General features: G+C 65.4%; 13 protein-coding genes. 3 read left to right on the top strand and 10 right to left on the bottom strand.

Features of this window, described 5'->3' with window-relative positions; translation table 11 throughout:
* Positions 1 to 151: 151 nt before the first annotated feature.
* The 6 genes from AC1DQ3_RS11430 to araD all read right to left on the bottom strand — a co-directional run bounded on the left by AC1DQ3_RS11430 (position 152) and on the right by araD (position 6,910).
* Positions 152 to 1,090, bottom strand: a complete 939-nt coding sequence (locus tag AC1DQ3_RS11430; RefSeq protein ID WP_477120306.1) for a 2-hydroxyacid dehydrogenase — start codon at positions 1,088 to 1,090, stop codon at positions 152 to 154.
* A 69-nt stretch (positions 1,091 to 1,159) separates the two neighbouring features.
* On the bottom strand, positions 1,160 to 2,155 hold the full coding sequence (locus AC1DQ3_RS11435; protein WP_477120307.1) for a Bug family tripartite tricarboxylate transporter substrate binding protein: 996 nt from the start codon (positions 2,153 to 2,155) through the stop codon (positions 1,160 to 1,162).
* An 82-nt stretch (positions 2,156 to 2,237) separates the two neighbouring features.
* The gene (locus tag AC1DQ3_RS11440) at positions 2,238 to 3,227 is read right to left on the bottom strand and encodes a tripartite tricarboxylate transporter substrate binding protein (RefSeq protein WP_477120308.1); all 990 of its coding nucleotides are present in this window, start codon (positions 3,225 to 3,227) and stop codon (positions 2,238 to 2,240) included.
* A 105-nt stretch (positions 3,228 to 3,332) separates the two neighbouring features.
* Entirely contained in the window at positions 3,333 to 4,337 is a 1,005-nt protein-coding gene (locus AC1DQ3_RS11445; protein ID WP_477120309.1) for a Bug family tripartite tricarboxylate transporter substrate binding protein, read from the bottom strand.
* An 86-nt stretch (positions 4,338 to 4,423) separates the two neighbouring features.
* Positions 4,424 to 5,152 carry a ribonuclease activity regulator RraA gene (locus tag AC1DQ3_RS11450; RefSeq protein WP_477120310.1) on the bottom strand — a complete coding sequence of 243 codons (729 nt, stop codon included), beginning with the start codon at positions 5,150 to 5,152 and terminating at the stop codon, positions 4,424 to 4,426.
* Between the two features lie 18 nt (positions 5,153 to 5,170).
* Positions 5,171 to 6,910: an L-arabinonate dehydratase gene (araD, locus tag AC1DQ3_RS11455; RefSeq protein ID WP_477120311.1), complete on the bottom strand. Its 1,740-nt coding sequence runs from the start codon at positions 6,908 to 6,910 to the stop codon at positions 5,171 to 5,173.
* Positions 6,911 to 7,115: 205 nt separating this feature from the next.
* On the opposite strand from araD, the gene AC1DQ3_RS11460 reads away from it, so the two are divergent.
* Positions 7,116 to 7,823 carry a GntR family transcriptional regulator gene (locus AC1DQ3_RS11460; RefSeq protein ID WP_477120312.1) on the top strand — a complete coding sequence of 236 codons (708 nt, stop codon included), beginning with the start codon at positions 7,116 to 7,118 and terminating at the stop codon, positions 7,821 to 7,823.
* A 59-nt stretch (positions 7,824 to 7,882) separates the two neighbouring features.
* Here the strand turns inward: AC1DQ3_RS11460 and AC1DQ3_RS11465 are convergent, their stop codons facing one another.
* The 4 genes from AC1DQ3_RS11465 to AC1DQ3_RS11480 form a co-directional block, all read right to left on the bottom strand.
* Positions 7,883 to 8,956, bottom strand: a complete 1,074-nt coding sequence (locus AC1DQ3_RS11465) for an alpha/beta fold hydrolase (RefSeq protein ID WP_477120313.1) — start codon at positions 8,954 to 8,956, stop codon at positions 7,883 to 7,885.
* Between the two features lie 266 nt (positions 8,957 to 9,222).
* On the bottom strand, positions 9,223 to 9,573 hold the full coding sequence (locus tag AC1DQ3_RS11470) for a hypothetical protein (protein WP_477120314.1): 351 nt from the start codon (positions 9,571 to 9,573) through the stop codon (positions 9,223 to 9,225).
* Positions 9,574 to 10,385: 812 nt separating this feature from the next.
* Positions 10,386 to 10,847 carry an N-acetyltransferase family protein gene (locus tag AC1DQ3_RS11475; RefSeq protein ID WP_477120315.1) on the bottom strand — a complete coding sequence of 154 codons (462 nt, stop codon included), beginning with the start codon at positions 10,845 to 10,847 and terminating at the stop codon, positions 10,386 to 10,388.
* 98 nt (positions 10,848 to 10,945) lie between these two features.
* On the bottom strand, positions 10,946 to 12,919 hold the full coding sequence (locus AC1DQ3_RS11480) for a sensor domain-containing diguanylate cyclase (protein ID WP_477120316.1): 1,974 nt from the start codon (positions 12,917 to 12,919) through the stop codon (positions 10,946 to 10,948).
* 288 nt (positions 12,920 to 13,207) lie between these two features.
* Here AC1DQ3_RS11480 and AC1DQ3_RS11485 point away from each other — a divergent pair, with 288 nt between their 5' ends.
* Both AC1DQ3_RS11485 and AC1DQ3_RS11490 read left to right on the top strand, forming a co-directional pair.
* A complete protein-coding gene (locus AC1DQ3_RS11485; RefSeq protein WP_477120317.1) occupies positions 13,208 to 13,669 on the top strand; it encodes a CopD family protein in 462 nt (153 codons plus the stop codon).
* A 222-nt stretch (positions 13,670 to 13,891) separates the two neighbouring features.
* The gene (locus AC1DQ3_RS11490) at positions 13,892 to 14,770 is read left to right on the top strand and encodes a transcriptional regulator (RefSeq protein WP_477120318.1); all 879 of its coding nucleotides are present in this window, start codon (positions 13,892 to 13,894) and stop codon (positions 14,768 to 14,770) included.
* The last annotated feature ends 28 nt before the right edge of the window (positions 14,771 to 14,798 follow it).

The raw sequence follows: 14,798 nt of genomic DNA on the forward strand, positions 1-14,798 counted from the left end.
CCGCTATCACTCGGCGGAGGGGGGTGAGGCAAAAATAGCGGGAAAACTTGCCTCGATTGGGGGATGACGGCGAAGCATGACATGAGGAAGAGGGGCAGTCGCGGGCAGTGCAGCGTTCACCCGCGACCGTCGCCTTCCCATCGAGGCCGCGCTATGCAGCCGCTGCCTTCACGGCGCCGCTGGCGAAGAAGCTCTGCAGGTTTTCAAAGACCAGGTCCGCCATTGCATTGCGCGTCTCGTGCGTGGCGCTGGCGATATGCGGCAGCAGCACGACGTTGTCCAGCGCGAACAGCGCGTCAGGGACTTGCGGCTCGTTCTCGAACACATCCAGCCCGGCGCCGGCAATGCGCCGATGCACCAGCGCGTCCACCAGCGCGGCCTCATCGACTACGGTGCCACGGGCGATATTGATCAGGAAGCCTTGGGCCCCGAGCGCTTCGAGCACGGCGGCGGAGACCAGCTGCCGGGTCTCAGGCCCGCCGGCGGTGGCGACAACCAGGAAATCCGCCCACCTGGCCAGCTCGATCAGGGAGGACTCGTGACGGTAGGGCGCATCTGTCGCGGGGCGCCGGCTGTGGTAGCGCACCTCCATGTCGAAGCCCGCGGCGCGCCGGGCAATCACGCGGCCGATACGGCCCATGCCGATGATGCCCAGGCGTTTGCCGCTGACGCGCGTGCTCAGGGGGAATTGCGCCTTTGGCCATTCGCCGCGCCGCACGAAGCGATCGGCCGCGCTGAAGCCGCGCGCCACGTCCATCAGCAAGCCAAAGGCTGTGTCGGCCACGCAATCGTTGAGCACGTCGGGCGTATAGCCAACGGCGATGCCGCGCGCGCGTGCGGCATCGAGGTCGATCTTGTCGAGCCCCACGCCAAAGCTGGAGATGACCTTCAGCGCCGGCATGGCCGCGATCATGGCCGCGTCGACGCCAATCGCGGCGCGCGTGGTCAGCGCGGCAAACTCGCTGCCCTGGCTGGCGAGGAAGGCAGCCGGATCGGCCTCGGCCCAGAGGGGGTGGACGTCATAGTGTTCGGCCAGGCTGGCTTCGAGGCCGGCCGGCAAGCGGCCGTGCTGGAGCAGGCGTTGTTTCATGAAAAGAGATCCGTGCGGTGAGGGTTGTCGTTGCTTGAGGCAAGCTGGCAGGCAAGCAGGCAGGCACTGTCAGTCTGCGCTGAGCTTGTTGTCCAGGATGATCTTGGCGTAGCGTTTGTGGTCGGTGGCGATCAGGTCGGCGAACTGCGCCGGCGTGCTGCCGACGGGAATGGCGCCCTGCGCAATCAGTTGCTCGCGCACCGCCGGCATGGCCACCACCTCTTTCACACCGGCGGCGATCTTGTCGACGATGTCCCTGGGCGTGCCCGCCGGCGCCAGCAGGCCGACCCACGATCCCGATTCGGCGCCGGCAATCCCGGCTTCCGCCAGCGTCGGCACGTTCGGCAGCGCGGGCGAACGGACCTTGCTGGTCACGGCCAGGGCGCGCAGCTTGCCCGATTTCACGTGGCCGGCGGTTTCCAGGATGGAGGCAAACAGCATGTCGACATTGCCCGACATCAGGTCGGTCATGGCGGCGCCGCCGCCCTTGTAGGGCACGTGCAGGAGATCGGTGCCGGTGGCCACCTTGAAGATCTCCGCAGACAGATGCGGCGAGCCGCCGCTGCCGGAACTGGCGTAAGTCAGCTTGCCCGGTTGCGCCTTGGCCAGGGCCACCAGTTCCTTCGGCGTCCTGGCCGGCAGTGTTGGCGTGACCACCAGGGCGAAAGGCAGCTCTGCCATCAGGCTCACCGGCACGAAGGCGGCAGGGTTATAGCTGAGCTTTTTGTAGAGCGTGGGATTGATGGACTGCGTGCCGACATTGCCCGCCACCAGCGTGTAGCCATCCGGCTTGGCGCGCGAGACGATGTCCAGCCCGACGTTGCCGGCCGCGCCGGGCCGGTTGTCCACCAGCACCGGCTGGCCCCACAGTTGCGATAAGCGTAGTGCTACCAGGCGGGTGCCCACATCGGTGCCGCCGCCAGGGGCGAACGGCAGGATGATGGTCACGGGCCTGGTCGGCCACGCAACGCCGGGTTGGGCGTGTACGGCGGGTGCCAGGACGCCGATGGCCAGGGCGATGAGTGCCGCGCGGCGGCGCGGTTGCAGGGGGATGAGCGAGCGCATGTCTTGTCTCCGGGAATACTGCCTGATGGCCGGGCGCGATGGCGCGCCGGCATGTGAGGGGTAGCGGTTGCCGGCGTGCCGCTCAATCGGGCTGGATGCCGGCGTCCTTGGCAACCTTGGCCCATTTGCCCATCTCCAGCTGCAGGAAACCGGCGAATTGCGCGGGGGTGCCGCCCGCCGGTTCGATGCCGGCGTTCTGCAGGCGCTCGCGCACATCGGGCGCGGCCAGTGCCTTGTTGATCTCCGCGTTGAGTTTGTCCACCACCGCCCTGGGCGTACCGGCCGGCGCGAGCACGCCGCCCCAGGTGCTGGTTTCGTAGCCGGGCATGCCGGCTTCGGCCATGGTGGGGACTTGCGGCGCGGTCGACGAGCGCTTGGCGGTGGTCACCGCCAGCGGGCGCACCTTGCCGCCCTTGACCTGCGGTCCGATGGCGGCAACGGTGTCGAACATCAGCGACACGCGGCCGCTGGTGAGGTCCGGATGCGCCAGCGTGCTGCCCTTGTAGGGAATGTGGACCATGTCGACGCCGGCCATGCTCTTGAACAGCTCGCCCGAGAAGTGCGGCGCGCCGCCCGAGCCGCTGGAAGCGAACGACAGCTTGCCGGGATTGGCCTTGCCATAGGCGATCAGCTCCTTGACCGATTTCACGGGCAGGGAAGGGGATACCACCAGCATCAACGGCACCACGTGGGTCAGGGCCACGGGCTCGAAGCTCTTGATGGTGTCGAAGGGCAGCTTCTTCACCATGCTGGGATTGATGGCGTGGCTGCTGGCCACCAGCGCCAGCGTGTAGCCATCCGGCGGGCTCTTGGCGACCAGGTCGGTGCCGATGATGCCGGTGGCGCCGGTGCGGTTGTCCACCACCACCGGCTGGCCCCAGGCCTCAGTCATCTTCTGGCCGATCAGCCGTGCCACGAGGTCGATGGCGCCGCCGGGGGAGGCGGGGACGACGATGGTGATGGTCCTGGTGGGGTAGGTTGTGTCGGCGGCGTGGGCGCTTGGGGCGGCGAGGGCCAGYGCGGCGGCGATGCCGGCTACTGCGAGGGCGATGGGTTTGGCGTGGAAGGGCATGTTGTCTMCTGCGCGCTTTGCTTCTACCGAAGCCGTAGCGCTAGCGCTAGCGTACAAATTCAGGTTCATCCGACTTTCGTGCGGGTTGCAATGGCTGATGCTTCCTCAATTCGCCGTCGCACCCGATTTCTTCACCAGCTCCGCCCAGCGCGGGATTTCCTTGCCCATGAAGGTCGCCAGTTCGGCCGGGCTGCTGCCTACCACTTCCATGCCAAGCTGCTGCGTCATCCGTTGCTGCACGGCGGGCTGTTTCAGCGCGCGCACCACTTCCGCGTTGAGGCGTTGCACCACGTCCTTCGGCGTGCCGCGCGGCGCGTACAGTGCCTGCCAGGACACCATTTCAAAGCCCGGCACGCCGGCCTCCGCCATGGTCGGCACATCGGGCGCCAGCGCCGAGCGCTTGGGCGAGGTCACGGCCAGCGCGCGCAGCTTGCCGGCCTTGATCATCGCGTCGCCCGCGGTCAGTTGATCGAAGAGAAACGGAACGAGGCCGGCGGCCACATCCTGTATCGCCTGCGGGCTGCCCTTGTAGGGCACGTGGGTCATCGGGACGTTGATCATGTCGGCGAACAGCTCGCCGGCCAGATGCGTCGAGGTGCCGGCGCCGGAAGACGCGAAGCTCATGCCCGGATGCTGCTTCGCATAAGCGATCAGTTCCTTCACGTTGTGGATCGGCAGCTTCGCATCGACCATCAGCACGTTGGGCACGTAGGCGATCAGGCAGACCGGTTCGAAGTCCCTGACCGGGTCGTATGAAAGATTCTTGTACAGGCTGGCATTGATGGCATGCGTGCTGATGGTGCCGCCAAACAGTGTGTAGCCGTCGGCCTTGGCACGCGCGACATAGCCCGCGCCCACGGCGCCGGCCGCGCCGGGCCGGTTCTCGACCACGACCGGCTGGCCCAGCGATTTCGAGATTTCCTGTCCAACGGTGCGGGCGACGATGTCGGTCGATCCACCCGCCGCGAACGGCACCACCCAGGTGATCGGGCGCGACGGCCATTTGTCCTGGGCGTGGGCGCCGGCGCCAACCATCCCGATGACGCAGGCCGCAGCCAGCATGCCGAGGGCGGCAACGCGGCGCAGCGCGCCTCGCTTACTGTGATTCATCTTGTCTCCATCCGTGGCGGCCTTGCCCCGAGCGCCGGGGCAGGCATGTCTCATGGTTGTGCCCGCGCTTCGCGCGAAGCCAGCGCTCAGCGGCCGGTAGCCTGGCGCCATGCCGCAAAGTCCAGCCGGCTTTGCTCCTGGGTCGGCGGATACAAGCCGATGATCGAGCGGCCCTTCATCACTTCCTCCGTGACGAAGTCCTCGAAGGCCGTCATCTCGACGGCCTCCGCGGCAATCTCCTCGGCGAGATGGCGCGGTATGACGATCACGCCTTCCGCATCGCCCACCACCACGTCGCCCGGGAACACCGCGACGTCGCCGCAGCCGATGGGGCCGTTGATCTCGATCGCCTGGTGCAGCGTCAGGTTGGTTGGCGCGGAAGGGCGGTGGTGATAGGCCGGCATGGCAAGCCGGGCAATCTCGGGCGAATCGCGAAAGCCGCCGTCGGTCACGATGCCGGCCGCGCCGCGCTGCATCAGCCGGGTGACCAGGATCGAGCCGGCCGAGGCGGCGCGCGCGTCCTTGCGGCTGTCGATCACCAGCACCGCGCCCGGCGGGCATTGCTCTACCGCCTGCCGTTGCGGATGGTTCGGGTCCTGGAACACCGCGATCGGGTTCAGGTCCTCGCGCGCCGGGATATAGCGCAGCGTGAAGGCCTCGCCGACCATATTGCCGCGCTCGGGGTTCAGCGGACGCACGTCCTGGATAAACTGGTTACGCAGGCCGCGCTTGAACAGCGCGGTGCACAGCGTGGCCGTGCTGACGCTCTTGAGCTGGTCGATGATGGGCTGGCTGAGCTTGCTGGCTTGGGTCATGGCGGGTCCGCTCGGTGATCAGTAGATGCTCGGCTCGCCGGTGGGCGCGCCAAAGTCGGTTTGCAGGAAGTCGAAGTCGCAGCCATCGTTGGCTTGCCGGATATGCTGGGAGAACATCCAGCCATAGCCGCGCCCGAAGCGCGGCGGCGGCGGCGTCCATTCGGCCTTGCGGCGCGCCAGTTCTTCGTCCGACACCTCCAGGTGGATGCTGCGGCGGTCGATGTCGACCGAGATCAGGTCGCCGGTGCGCACCAGCGCGAACGGGCCGCCGATATAGGACTCGGGCGAGACGTGCAGGATGCAGGCGCCGTAGCTGGTGCCGCTCATGCGCGCATCCGACATGCGCAGCATGTCCCGCACGCCTTCTTTCACCAGCTTCCTGGGGATGGGCAGCATGCCCCATTCCGGCATGCCCGGGCCGCCTTGCGGGCCGGCGTTGCGCAGGATCAGGACGTGGTCGGCGGTGACGTCGAGGTCGTCGCGCTCCACGGCTTCCTTCATCGACGGGTAGTCGTCGAACACCAGCGCCGGGCCGGTATGCCTGAAGAAGCGTTTCTCGCAGGCGCTGGGCTTGATCACGCAGCCATCCGGCGCGATATTGCCCTTGAGCACGGCCAGCGCGCCTTCCTGGTAGAGCGCGTTTTCCGGAGTACGGATCACGTCGTCGTTGTAGACCTCCGCCCCCGCGATGTTCTCGCCAAGGGTGCGGCCGGTGACGGTCATGGTATCCAGGTGGAGCTTGTCGGCGATGCGGTTCATCAACGCCGGCAGGCCGCCCGCGTAAAAGAAGTCCTCCATCAGGTACTTGTCGCCGCTGGGCCGGATATTGGCGATCACCGGCACGCGCCGGCTGGCCTTGTCGAAATCCTCCAGCCCGATGTCATGGCCGGCGCGGCGCGCCATGGCGATCACGTGGATGATGGCGTTGGTGGAGCAACCCATCGCCATCGCCACGGCAATCGCGTTTTCAAATGAGGCGCGCGTCTGGATCTGTTGCGGGGTGAGGTCTTCCCACACCATGTCCACGATGCGCCGTCCGGCCTCGGAGCACATGCGGATGTGATTGGCGTCGGCGGCCGGGATCGAGGAGGCGCCTGGCAGCGTCATGCCGATGGCCTCGGCAATGGCAGTCATGGTGCTGGCGGTGCCCATCGTCATGCAGGTGCCGTGGCTGCGGGCGATGCCGCCCTCGATGCCGATCCACTCCGTCTTGCTGATGTTGCCGGCGCGGCGCTCGTCCCAGAACTTCCACGCGTCCGAGCCCGAGCCCAGCACATTGCCCCTCCAGTTGCCGCGCAGCATCGGGCCGGCCGGCACATAGATGGCCGGCACGCCCGCGCTGGACGCGCCCATCAGCAAGCCGGGCGTGGTCTTGTCGCAGCCGCCCATCAGCACCGCGCCGTCGATGGGATGGGAGCGGATCAGTTCCTCGGCTTCCATCGCCAGCATGTTCCGGTACAGCATGGTGGTTGGCTTGACCGCGCTTTCCGACAGCGAGATGGCGGGGAGTTCGATGGGAAATCCGCCCGCCTGCAGGATGCCGCGCTTGACGTCGTCCACGCGTTGCTTGAAGTGGGAGTGGCAGGGATTGATGTCGGACCACGTATTGATGATCGCGATGATCGGGCGGTCCAGCCATTCGTCGGGCGCGTAGCCCATCTGCATGATGCGCGAGCGGTGCCCGGAGGAGCGCAGGTCGTCGGGGGCAAACCAGCGCGCGCTGCGCAGTGTGTCAGGCGTCTTCTTTCGGGACGTCATTGTCACTTCCATGGTGTTGTTATCGGGACCGTCGCCTCACGGGAGATACGACAACTGATCTCATGCAGGCCATTAAAGCACTAATATATTAGTGTGTCAAACCGGAAATCTTTCCACTAGAATGACCCAATGACAACCCAATGCGGCGCGACCACACAACTTTGTGTGCGCAGCTGCACTCCTGCCGTAGAAACCCGATCACCAGATGGAAGCCACCCTGTCCCCTCCCCAGATGCATTTCCAGTTCGACCGCACGCGGCATGCCGCACCGCAGGTGTTCGAGCATATGCGGGACATGATCATCGCGATGACGCTACCCCCCGGCACGGTGCTGTCGCGCGCCGATCTCGCCACGCAATACGGCATCAGCCAGACGCCGGTGCGCGATGCGCTGATGCGGCTGAGCGAGGAAGGACTGGTCGACATCTTCCCGCAGCACGCCACCGTGGTCAGCGCCATCAGCGTTGCGGCGGCGCAGCAGGCGCATTTCCTGCGGCGCTCGGTGGAAGTGGAAATCGTGCGTACCCTTGCGCAAGAACCCGATCCGGCGCTGATCGAACGGCTGCGCCTTAGCGTGGCGCGGCAGCAGGCCATGCTCGCGGCGCGGGACTTTGCCGAGCTCTCGTTGTTCGACCAGGCCTTCCACCGCCAGATGTACGAGGCCGCGCGCGTGCCGGACCTGTGGATGCTGGTGCGCCGCCAGAGCGGCCACCTGGATCGCTTGCGCCGCCTGCACCTGCCGATCGCCGGCAAGGCAAATGCCGTCGTGGCGGACCACACCGCCATTGTCGATGCGATCGCCCGGGGCGATGCCGAAGCGGCGCAGGCCAGCCTGCGCCGGCATCTGTCCGGCACGCTCGCTAATCTCGACCAGATCCGCGCTCGCTTCGGCAGCTATCTGCAACAGGTTTGATCGGTTTGATCGGTTCGACCCAGTGCATCGTTTTCGTCCATGCGCACTGCCGGGCCGCGCTATGGGCCAAGCTGGCCAAAGCCCGACGTGCGGGCCAGCACGATGGCCTGCGCGCGGTTTTCCACTTCGAGCTTGGCGAACACGCTGGTGATGTGATTGCGCACGGTCTTCTCGCTCAGGCCAAGATGCGCGGCGATCTGCGCGTTGTCGCGGCCTTGCGCGATCAGCTCCACGATGTCGCGCTCGCGCGGGGTCAGCATGGTGAAGACAAGGTCCGCGCTGGGCGGCGTGGCGGGCAGGAAGGCGTGCACCTCGTCGAGCCAGCGCTGCCAGGCCGGTTCCGTCTCCAGCAGCAGGTGGTTATCGCTTTCCAGCGGGACGAAGTGGGCGCCGGGAATCAGGCTGGCAATCAGCCGGCCCTCGTCGAAGGGCACGCGCGCATCGTGCACCGCGTGCAGTACCAGGGTGGGACAGGACACCTGGGGCAGCAGGGACACCACATCGATATCGTTGAAGATGCGCATGAAGCGCGCCGCGTTGGCGGGCGAGGTCGACACCCGTTCCAGCTCGTTGAACCAGCGGTGCTGCTCGGCGCTGCCGCCCGGGATGAACTGCGTGGTAAAGAACTGGCGGAAGGCGGGATTCTCCTGGCCCCAGCCGATCTCGGCAAGCCGGTTCATCAGCTCGGCCTCCTCCCGCAGGCGCGGGTCGAGCGCCCGCTTGAGCCTGCCGCGCGCATAGCCGCCATGCAGGATCAGGTGGCTGACCCGATCGGGATGCGCCACCGCGAAGGCGACCGCGATCGACGCGCCTTGCGAGATACCCAGCAGCGGGAAGCGATCGACGCCGGTGGCTTCGACGATGGTCTCCAGATCCTGCAGCCATGCCTCGAAAGACAGTTCGACATCGCGGTCGGACAAGCCGCAACCGCGCTCGTCATAGCGCACCAGCGTGTGGCAATGCGAGAGTTCGTTGAGCAGATGGCTCCATACCGGGCTCCCCACATCGAACTCCAGGTGGCTCATCCAGTTCGCCGCCTTGACCAGCGGCGGCCCCTGGCCGCTGATGGCGTAAGCGAGGCGCACGCCATCCGGACTGGTGCATAGGCGGATCTGTTGCTTGCGCGTAGGCATGGGTGTCCACGCGGGCAAGTGTTGCCGGCGCGACAGGCCAAAGCACGGCTGCCGCGTGAGGTGCACCGCGTGCTTCACCTAGCTTAGCAAAGGAAAACCTGGGTGAACGTGCCGTGTTCGGCAAGAAGCGCCGGGCAGGTCTTTCCAGTCGGGAGGTGTCACGCGTGGCAAGTTGTTGCCGTGTGCATGGGTGCCACGCATGACGTTCCACTCCGTGTTGCGAGCCGGCCGCGCCGCCGGCTCCTGTCCATGGCGAAGACTCGCTGCTATGCCGCGCGGCCGGTGCCAGGCGCGGTGGCCGGTCCAATGGGTTGCAGGGCTGCAAGGCACTCTCCACCGCTTGCGTACGGATCGGTCTGGCCGCTGCGCATGCCATCCTGGTAGGGATCGAAGGGTCGGGACACGCATGCTGAAAACCCCTGGCGGCCGAGCGTTGCCGGCGCCATGCCCCCGGCTTGCGCGGAGCGTGCGCCGTCGGTGAAGGCGTCGCGCGGGCCGGTGTGCGTGTGTACGCTGGCCGTAGCCACGTCACCCACGCCCGCGTTGGCCTGGGCTGCGCAGAGAGGGCCTGCAGCCAACGCGGCAGCGGTGAGCAGGGTCGCAAGATACATAGGCATATCTGACTCCAGCAGGCGTGCCGGTGCTGGCATGGCCATATCCGGCAAGTCCTTTTTTGTGGGCAATCTCCTCGGGTAGCGCCTGGATGCACGTGACCGCCCTGGCCGTGCAACGGCGATAAGCGCAACGCGAACCGGCGGCCATCCCATCCATGGGCGGGGCGCTGCGCATGACTGATTCCCTTGTGCCCTTATGTCCTTCTGCGTCCTCCCTCGTCCCGCGGCTGCCTCAATGCCATGACTCTCCTCCTTCAACGGCATCGCGTGGCGCGGCGGTGCAGGTCTTAAGCGAGCAGGTATTGTCGGCCACGGACCGTGCGGTAACCATGAGGCGAGAGTCCCGGTCAGGGGGCCGAAGGGGCCGGGCGGGGATCCGGGGGCCGGGGCAAGAGTCCCGAGCGGGCGCGCGAGGGAGAGCGCAAGAGAAAAGGAAGCGACGGAAAACGGAAAAAAGGAAGAAAGAATGTTCACTCAGCGAACGCTGCCGCTTGGGCCGGCACGCTCGCCGTCACGAATGTGACATCAATGTGCCACAAATCCTACAAGTTGCTGAAACAATAGGCAGTCCGATTGGATTGGCGACTGCATGCCGGTTTGCGGGGAGCGCGCCCCCTGTTATCCACAGTATTTGTGGATAACACGACCCAAAAAACGGGGGGCGGTTCGCAAGTTTTCTTGTGTTGTCAAGCGATTTGAGGAACCTGTCGACTGGGGTCTTGGGCGCCATTGCTTTAATGTTCAAACAGTGTCCAGGCCGCCAGAGGGCGATGTCTGCTCAACCACGGATCGACTCACATAGTCAGTCCGACCGGTTAGCCTGGCTTGCGATACACCACGAACCCGGACTTTTCCGCGACCTTGTCGTAAAGCTTCATCGCCGTCGTGTTGGTTTCGTGCGTCTGCCAGTAAACCCGCTTTGCACCGGCGGCTTGCGCGCGCTGATAGACCGCTTCGATCAGCGCGCGGCCCACGCCGGCCCCGCGCGCCGCCTCGGTCGTGAAGAGGTCTTGCAGATAGCAGCTCGGGCCGATCTGGATGGTGCTGCGATGAAACAGGAAATGCACCAGGCCAAGCAACTGGCCGGAGCGCTGCGCCACCAGKGCGTGCATGGGCTCATAGGCGTCGAAGAAGCGCGACCACGTCATCAGGGTGATCTCGGCCGGCAGCGCCGTCTCTTCCTTGCGGCCATAGAAGGCGTTGTAGCCATCCCAAAGCACCTTCCACGCTTTGAAATCGCCTGGCTCGGCGGGGCGGATCAGGATCGGGTCGGTCACGGCGTCATCCTCGGGGGTTGGTGCGCGGGCGGGATGGCGGCACATGCGTACCGCCATCCCGCATTGTGGCTGGCGAGGACCGCCCGGGGCAAGCTGCGCTAGACGGCGCTGCTCGGCGTGGGCGGCGTGTACCTGGCCTTGCCGCTGCGCTTGGCTTCATAGAGCGCCATATCGGCGCGCATGAAGAGTTCGTTCACGGTCTGGCCGTCTTCGGGGTAATGAATGGCCATGCCCACGCTGGCGGTCGACACGATGGTATGGCCGTCGATGAAATGCGCGCGCGTGGCGGTATGCACGATGGCCTGGGCGATGCGTTCCAGCATTGCCGTATTGAACGCGTCTTCCAGCACGATGCCGAATTCGTCGCCGCCGATCCGGGCCACCGCGTCGCCATTGCGCGCGCAGGCGGAAAGGCGCTCGCCGAACGCTGCCAGCAACTGGTCGCCAACGGCATGCCCATAGGTGTCGTTGATGGTCTTGAAATCGTCGACATCCACCAGCAAGAGAGCGGCGTTGACCCGGTTGGCGCTGGCGCGGGCCATGGCCTCGGCCATGCGCCGGTCGAAACCCTTGCGGTTGAGCAGGCCCGTCAGGTGGTCAGTCAGCGTCTGCGCTTCCAGGCTGCGCAATTTCTGGCGCTCGCTGGTCACGTTCCGCGCGAACATATACAGCCCCTGGACCGTGTCCTTGCCGTCGTTCCATGCGGGCTGGTACGTGACTTCCATATACTCGGCGCCGTCGATGCCTTCCAGGCTGAAGGTCACCGGCGTCCCCAGATAGGCCTGCTCCAGGTAAGGTCTCGATGCCACGTAGGCCGGCGTGCCCCACAGTTCGCGTACCGTGAGTCCGACGATCTGCCGCACCGGCAGGTCGAAGCGCTTCGCATAGGCCTCGTTGACGAAGGCATAGCGCTCGTTCATGTCGATGAACGAGACGAAGTCGGGCACATGGTTGGCAATGGCCTCGATGCGCTTCTCGCTCTCGGCGGCACGATCCTTGGCGGCGGAGAGTGCGGCTTCCCGCTCGGACAGTTGCCGCATGACCGCGCCGAAGGTGGTGGCCAGTTCGCCGATCTCGTCATTGCGGCCGGTCGGCAGCGAGGCCAGCGCGGCGGGATCCTTGGGCACCTCGCCCACCACGCGATGCAGCAACTCCAGCGGCGCCAGCAGGCGCCGTATCACCAGCCACATCAGCAGCGCGGCCACGACGAGCGAAAGGCCCGCGGCCACGACCGCCTTGTGGCGCGCCTCGAACAGGGGCGCGTACGCCTCTTCGGCCGGCAGGACCGAAACCACATGCCAGCCATTGGATTCAAGCAGGTAGCGCGCCACGATGGGTTGCGTGGGATCGAGTGCTTCCCAGGCGGAATGCGGTGCTTCGAGCCCGCAGGTCTCGTCGAGCGCCCTGGCCGGCGTCAATATCCTGGACTGGTCGGGGTGTATCGCATAGCGTGGGTTCGTGCCGGAGGAGACCAGGCAGTAGCTGCCGGTCAGGCCAACCCGGCTGTGCGCCAGCTGGCCGAGGAAGTTGCTCTCCGTGAAATTCAGCACGCCGCCGACCACCGCGAGCAACTTCCCATCCGGGCCTCGCAGGGGAACAGCCAGCACAACGCCCGGCGAATCGGTCGTCCGTCCGCGCAGCGGGTCGGACACGGCAAACTCCGAACCGCTGAGGATTTCGCGGAAGTAGTCGCGGTCGGCGAGATGGATGCGTTGGCCGCCGGGTACGGCGGTACTGAACGCCATATCCCCATCGGGCCATACCAGGAACACGGCATTGAAGATTTGCGGCATGACCACGGCCTGGGCCGCGAAGCGCCTCATGTCCGCGGGCGCGTGCCCGAGCATGGGCGCCAGCTGGCGCGCCAGGCGGCGCAAGTCGTCAGCCCGCGTCTCGAACTTGTCATCGAGTTGTTCCGCGACCAGCTTGACCAGCGTCTCCTGCTGCGCCTGCCGCATTGCCTTGATGCTGTGGAGGGCGTAGAACTGGGCGAACAGCGCGCGCGCCAGGATGATGAAGGTCACCACCACAGCCGTGGCCAAAGCAACCCGGTACTTTAAGGAGTGCCGCATGAGTATCTAGTTCTTCGGTTTGCCCGGTCTGTCCGATCGCCGGCGCTTCCGTCCCGGCTGCCCATCCTCCGCCGCGGGCGACTGACCCGGATGGTAGGTTAGCAGAAGTGGCGGGCCGTCCCGCTGTTGCCGCTACCACTACGCAGACCTGCGTGCCTTATCGTTGGCTTTTTCGGGCGCATGTGGCTTTCTGGGGCTAGAATGCGGCATTCCCCCAACAGTCAACAGTCAACAGTCAACTGTCATCCGCTAACCGTCCGGCGGCCCGCCGGCAGGAAATCCCTACCCATGACCCTCGATCCCATCCTCCGCTTCCTGCATATCGCCGGCGTCACCCTGTGGGTGGGCGGCATGTTCTTCGCCTATGTCTGCCTGCGCCCTGCTGCTGGCACCCTGCTTGAGCCGCCACAGCGGCTGCGCCTGTGGCGTGCCGTATTAGCGCGCTTCCTGGCCTGGGTCTGGGTGGCGGTCGCGCTGATCGCCGTCAGTGGCGCATCCATGCTTGCCGGGGTCGGGTTTGCCGCCGCTCCCAGGCATTGGCATGCCATGTTCGGCATGGGCCTGGTCATGATGGCGATCTTTGCCTATGTGTACTTTGGCCCCTACGGCGCACTCCGCCGTGCCGTCGACGCGCAGGACTGGAAGGCCGCGGGCGCCGCCCTGGGCCGCATCAGGCAGACAGTGGGCCTGAACCTGCTGCTCGGCGCGCTCACCATCGCGGTGGCAACGCTGGGCCGGCTGCTCGCCTAGTCCAGGCAGCGCCCTTGCGTTCCGTCCCGAACGGTAGGCGTTCGTAGCCGTTGTTTCTACACCAAATGTTTTGGCCGTCTGCCGCTCCTTGATGTTTGGTGGTGCCTCCTTGCATCCAATATTGCTATAATTTTTATATCAAAAATAAAAGAGACGCAGCATTGCTTGGCGTCAGACGCCCAGGTCTGGATATCCTGGGCGTAGCAATTACCAAGGGGCAGCATGAGTGACCGGGGTGTAGCGCAGCAAGTGTGGCCTGTGGTCAGCGACCGGCCGCAGTATTCAGAGCCAAAAGAGACGATTGCTCCTGCGAACTGGATGGGGACAGTGGAAGGGGGCAACGAGTTGGAAGACTTGCAGAGGCATCCGCAAGTGCCCGTCTCAAGTCAGTCTCTCGATGCATACCTTGGCTCCTATGTCGGCATGGAAGGTAATCCCTCCGCTGACCTATGGTTCTGCGATGTGAAATCACATGGCGAAGCAGTTCCGCTTGCGAGTCCACTGTCACCTGTATCTGCGCCCCTTGCCTGGGACGCGGATTTCCGGCTGCGGCATCGAGAGATCCTGCCCCGTTTGGCTACGCAGCAAAAGATCGCGCGTATCGTGGCGGCGGCACGCAATGGAAGAGCGGATTCTGGCGGGTGTGATTCGAAGCAATATTTTGACCGCCACCTCTATGGCGCATCAGGCTGGGAGTTCAAGCTTTCCTTGTTCCCGTTGCCTGCGGGCGAAATCGGCACGAGAAGCTGGGCCAGGGCACATTGGAATCAACCAGCGCTGACGCCTCAGGGGCGCTACTTTGCGCTCTGTCGTGAAGGCAGGCGTTTCAAATTCATGGCTGAGTTGCGCAAGCGTATGCAGCCCAAAGTCATCGTTTGCCTGGGTACGCGTAACTCGGACGATTTCCTGTGCGCATTTGGTTTTACCGGCGCCAAGGAATCGAAGCACGTCCTGCAACCGGCAGACTTGGGCAAGCCAATAAGTGTACACATCGAAGGGCCTGGCGCCTTGCTGATATGTCCACCGCTCGCCGGTGCCTCGGGGCTGAATTCCGACGTGTTGCAGGAAGCCCTGGGGAAATACATTGCTCAATTCATGTAGACGTTGGATCAACGACCCAAGGCAAAGT

This window comes from Cupriavidus sp. 01T418 (assembly GCF_056398885.1).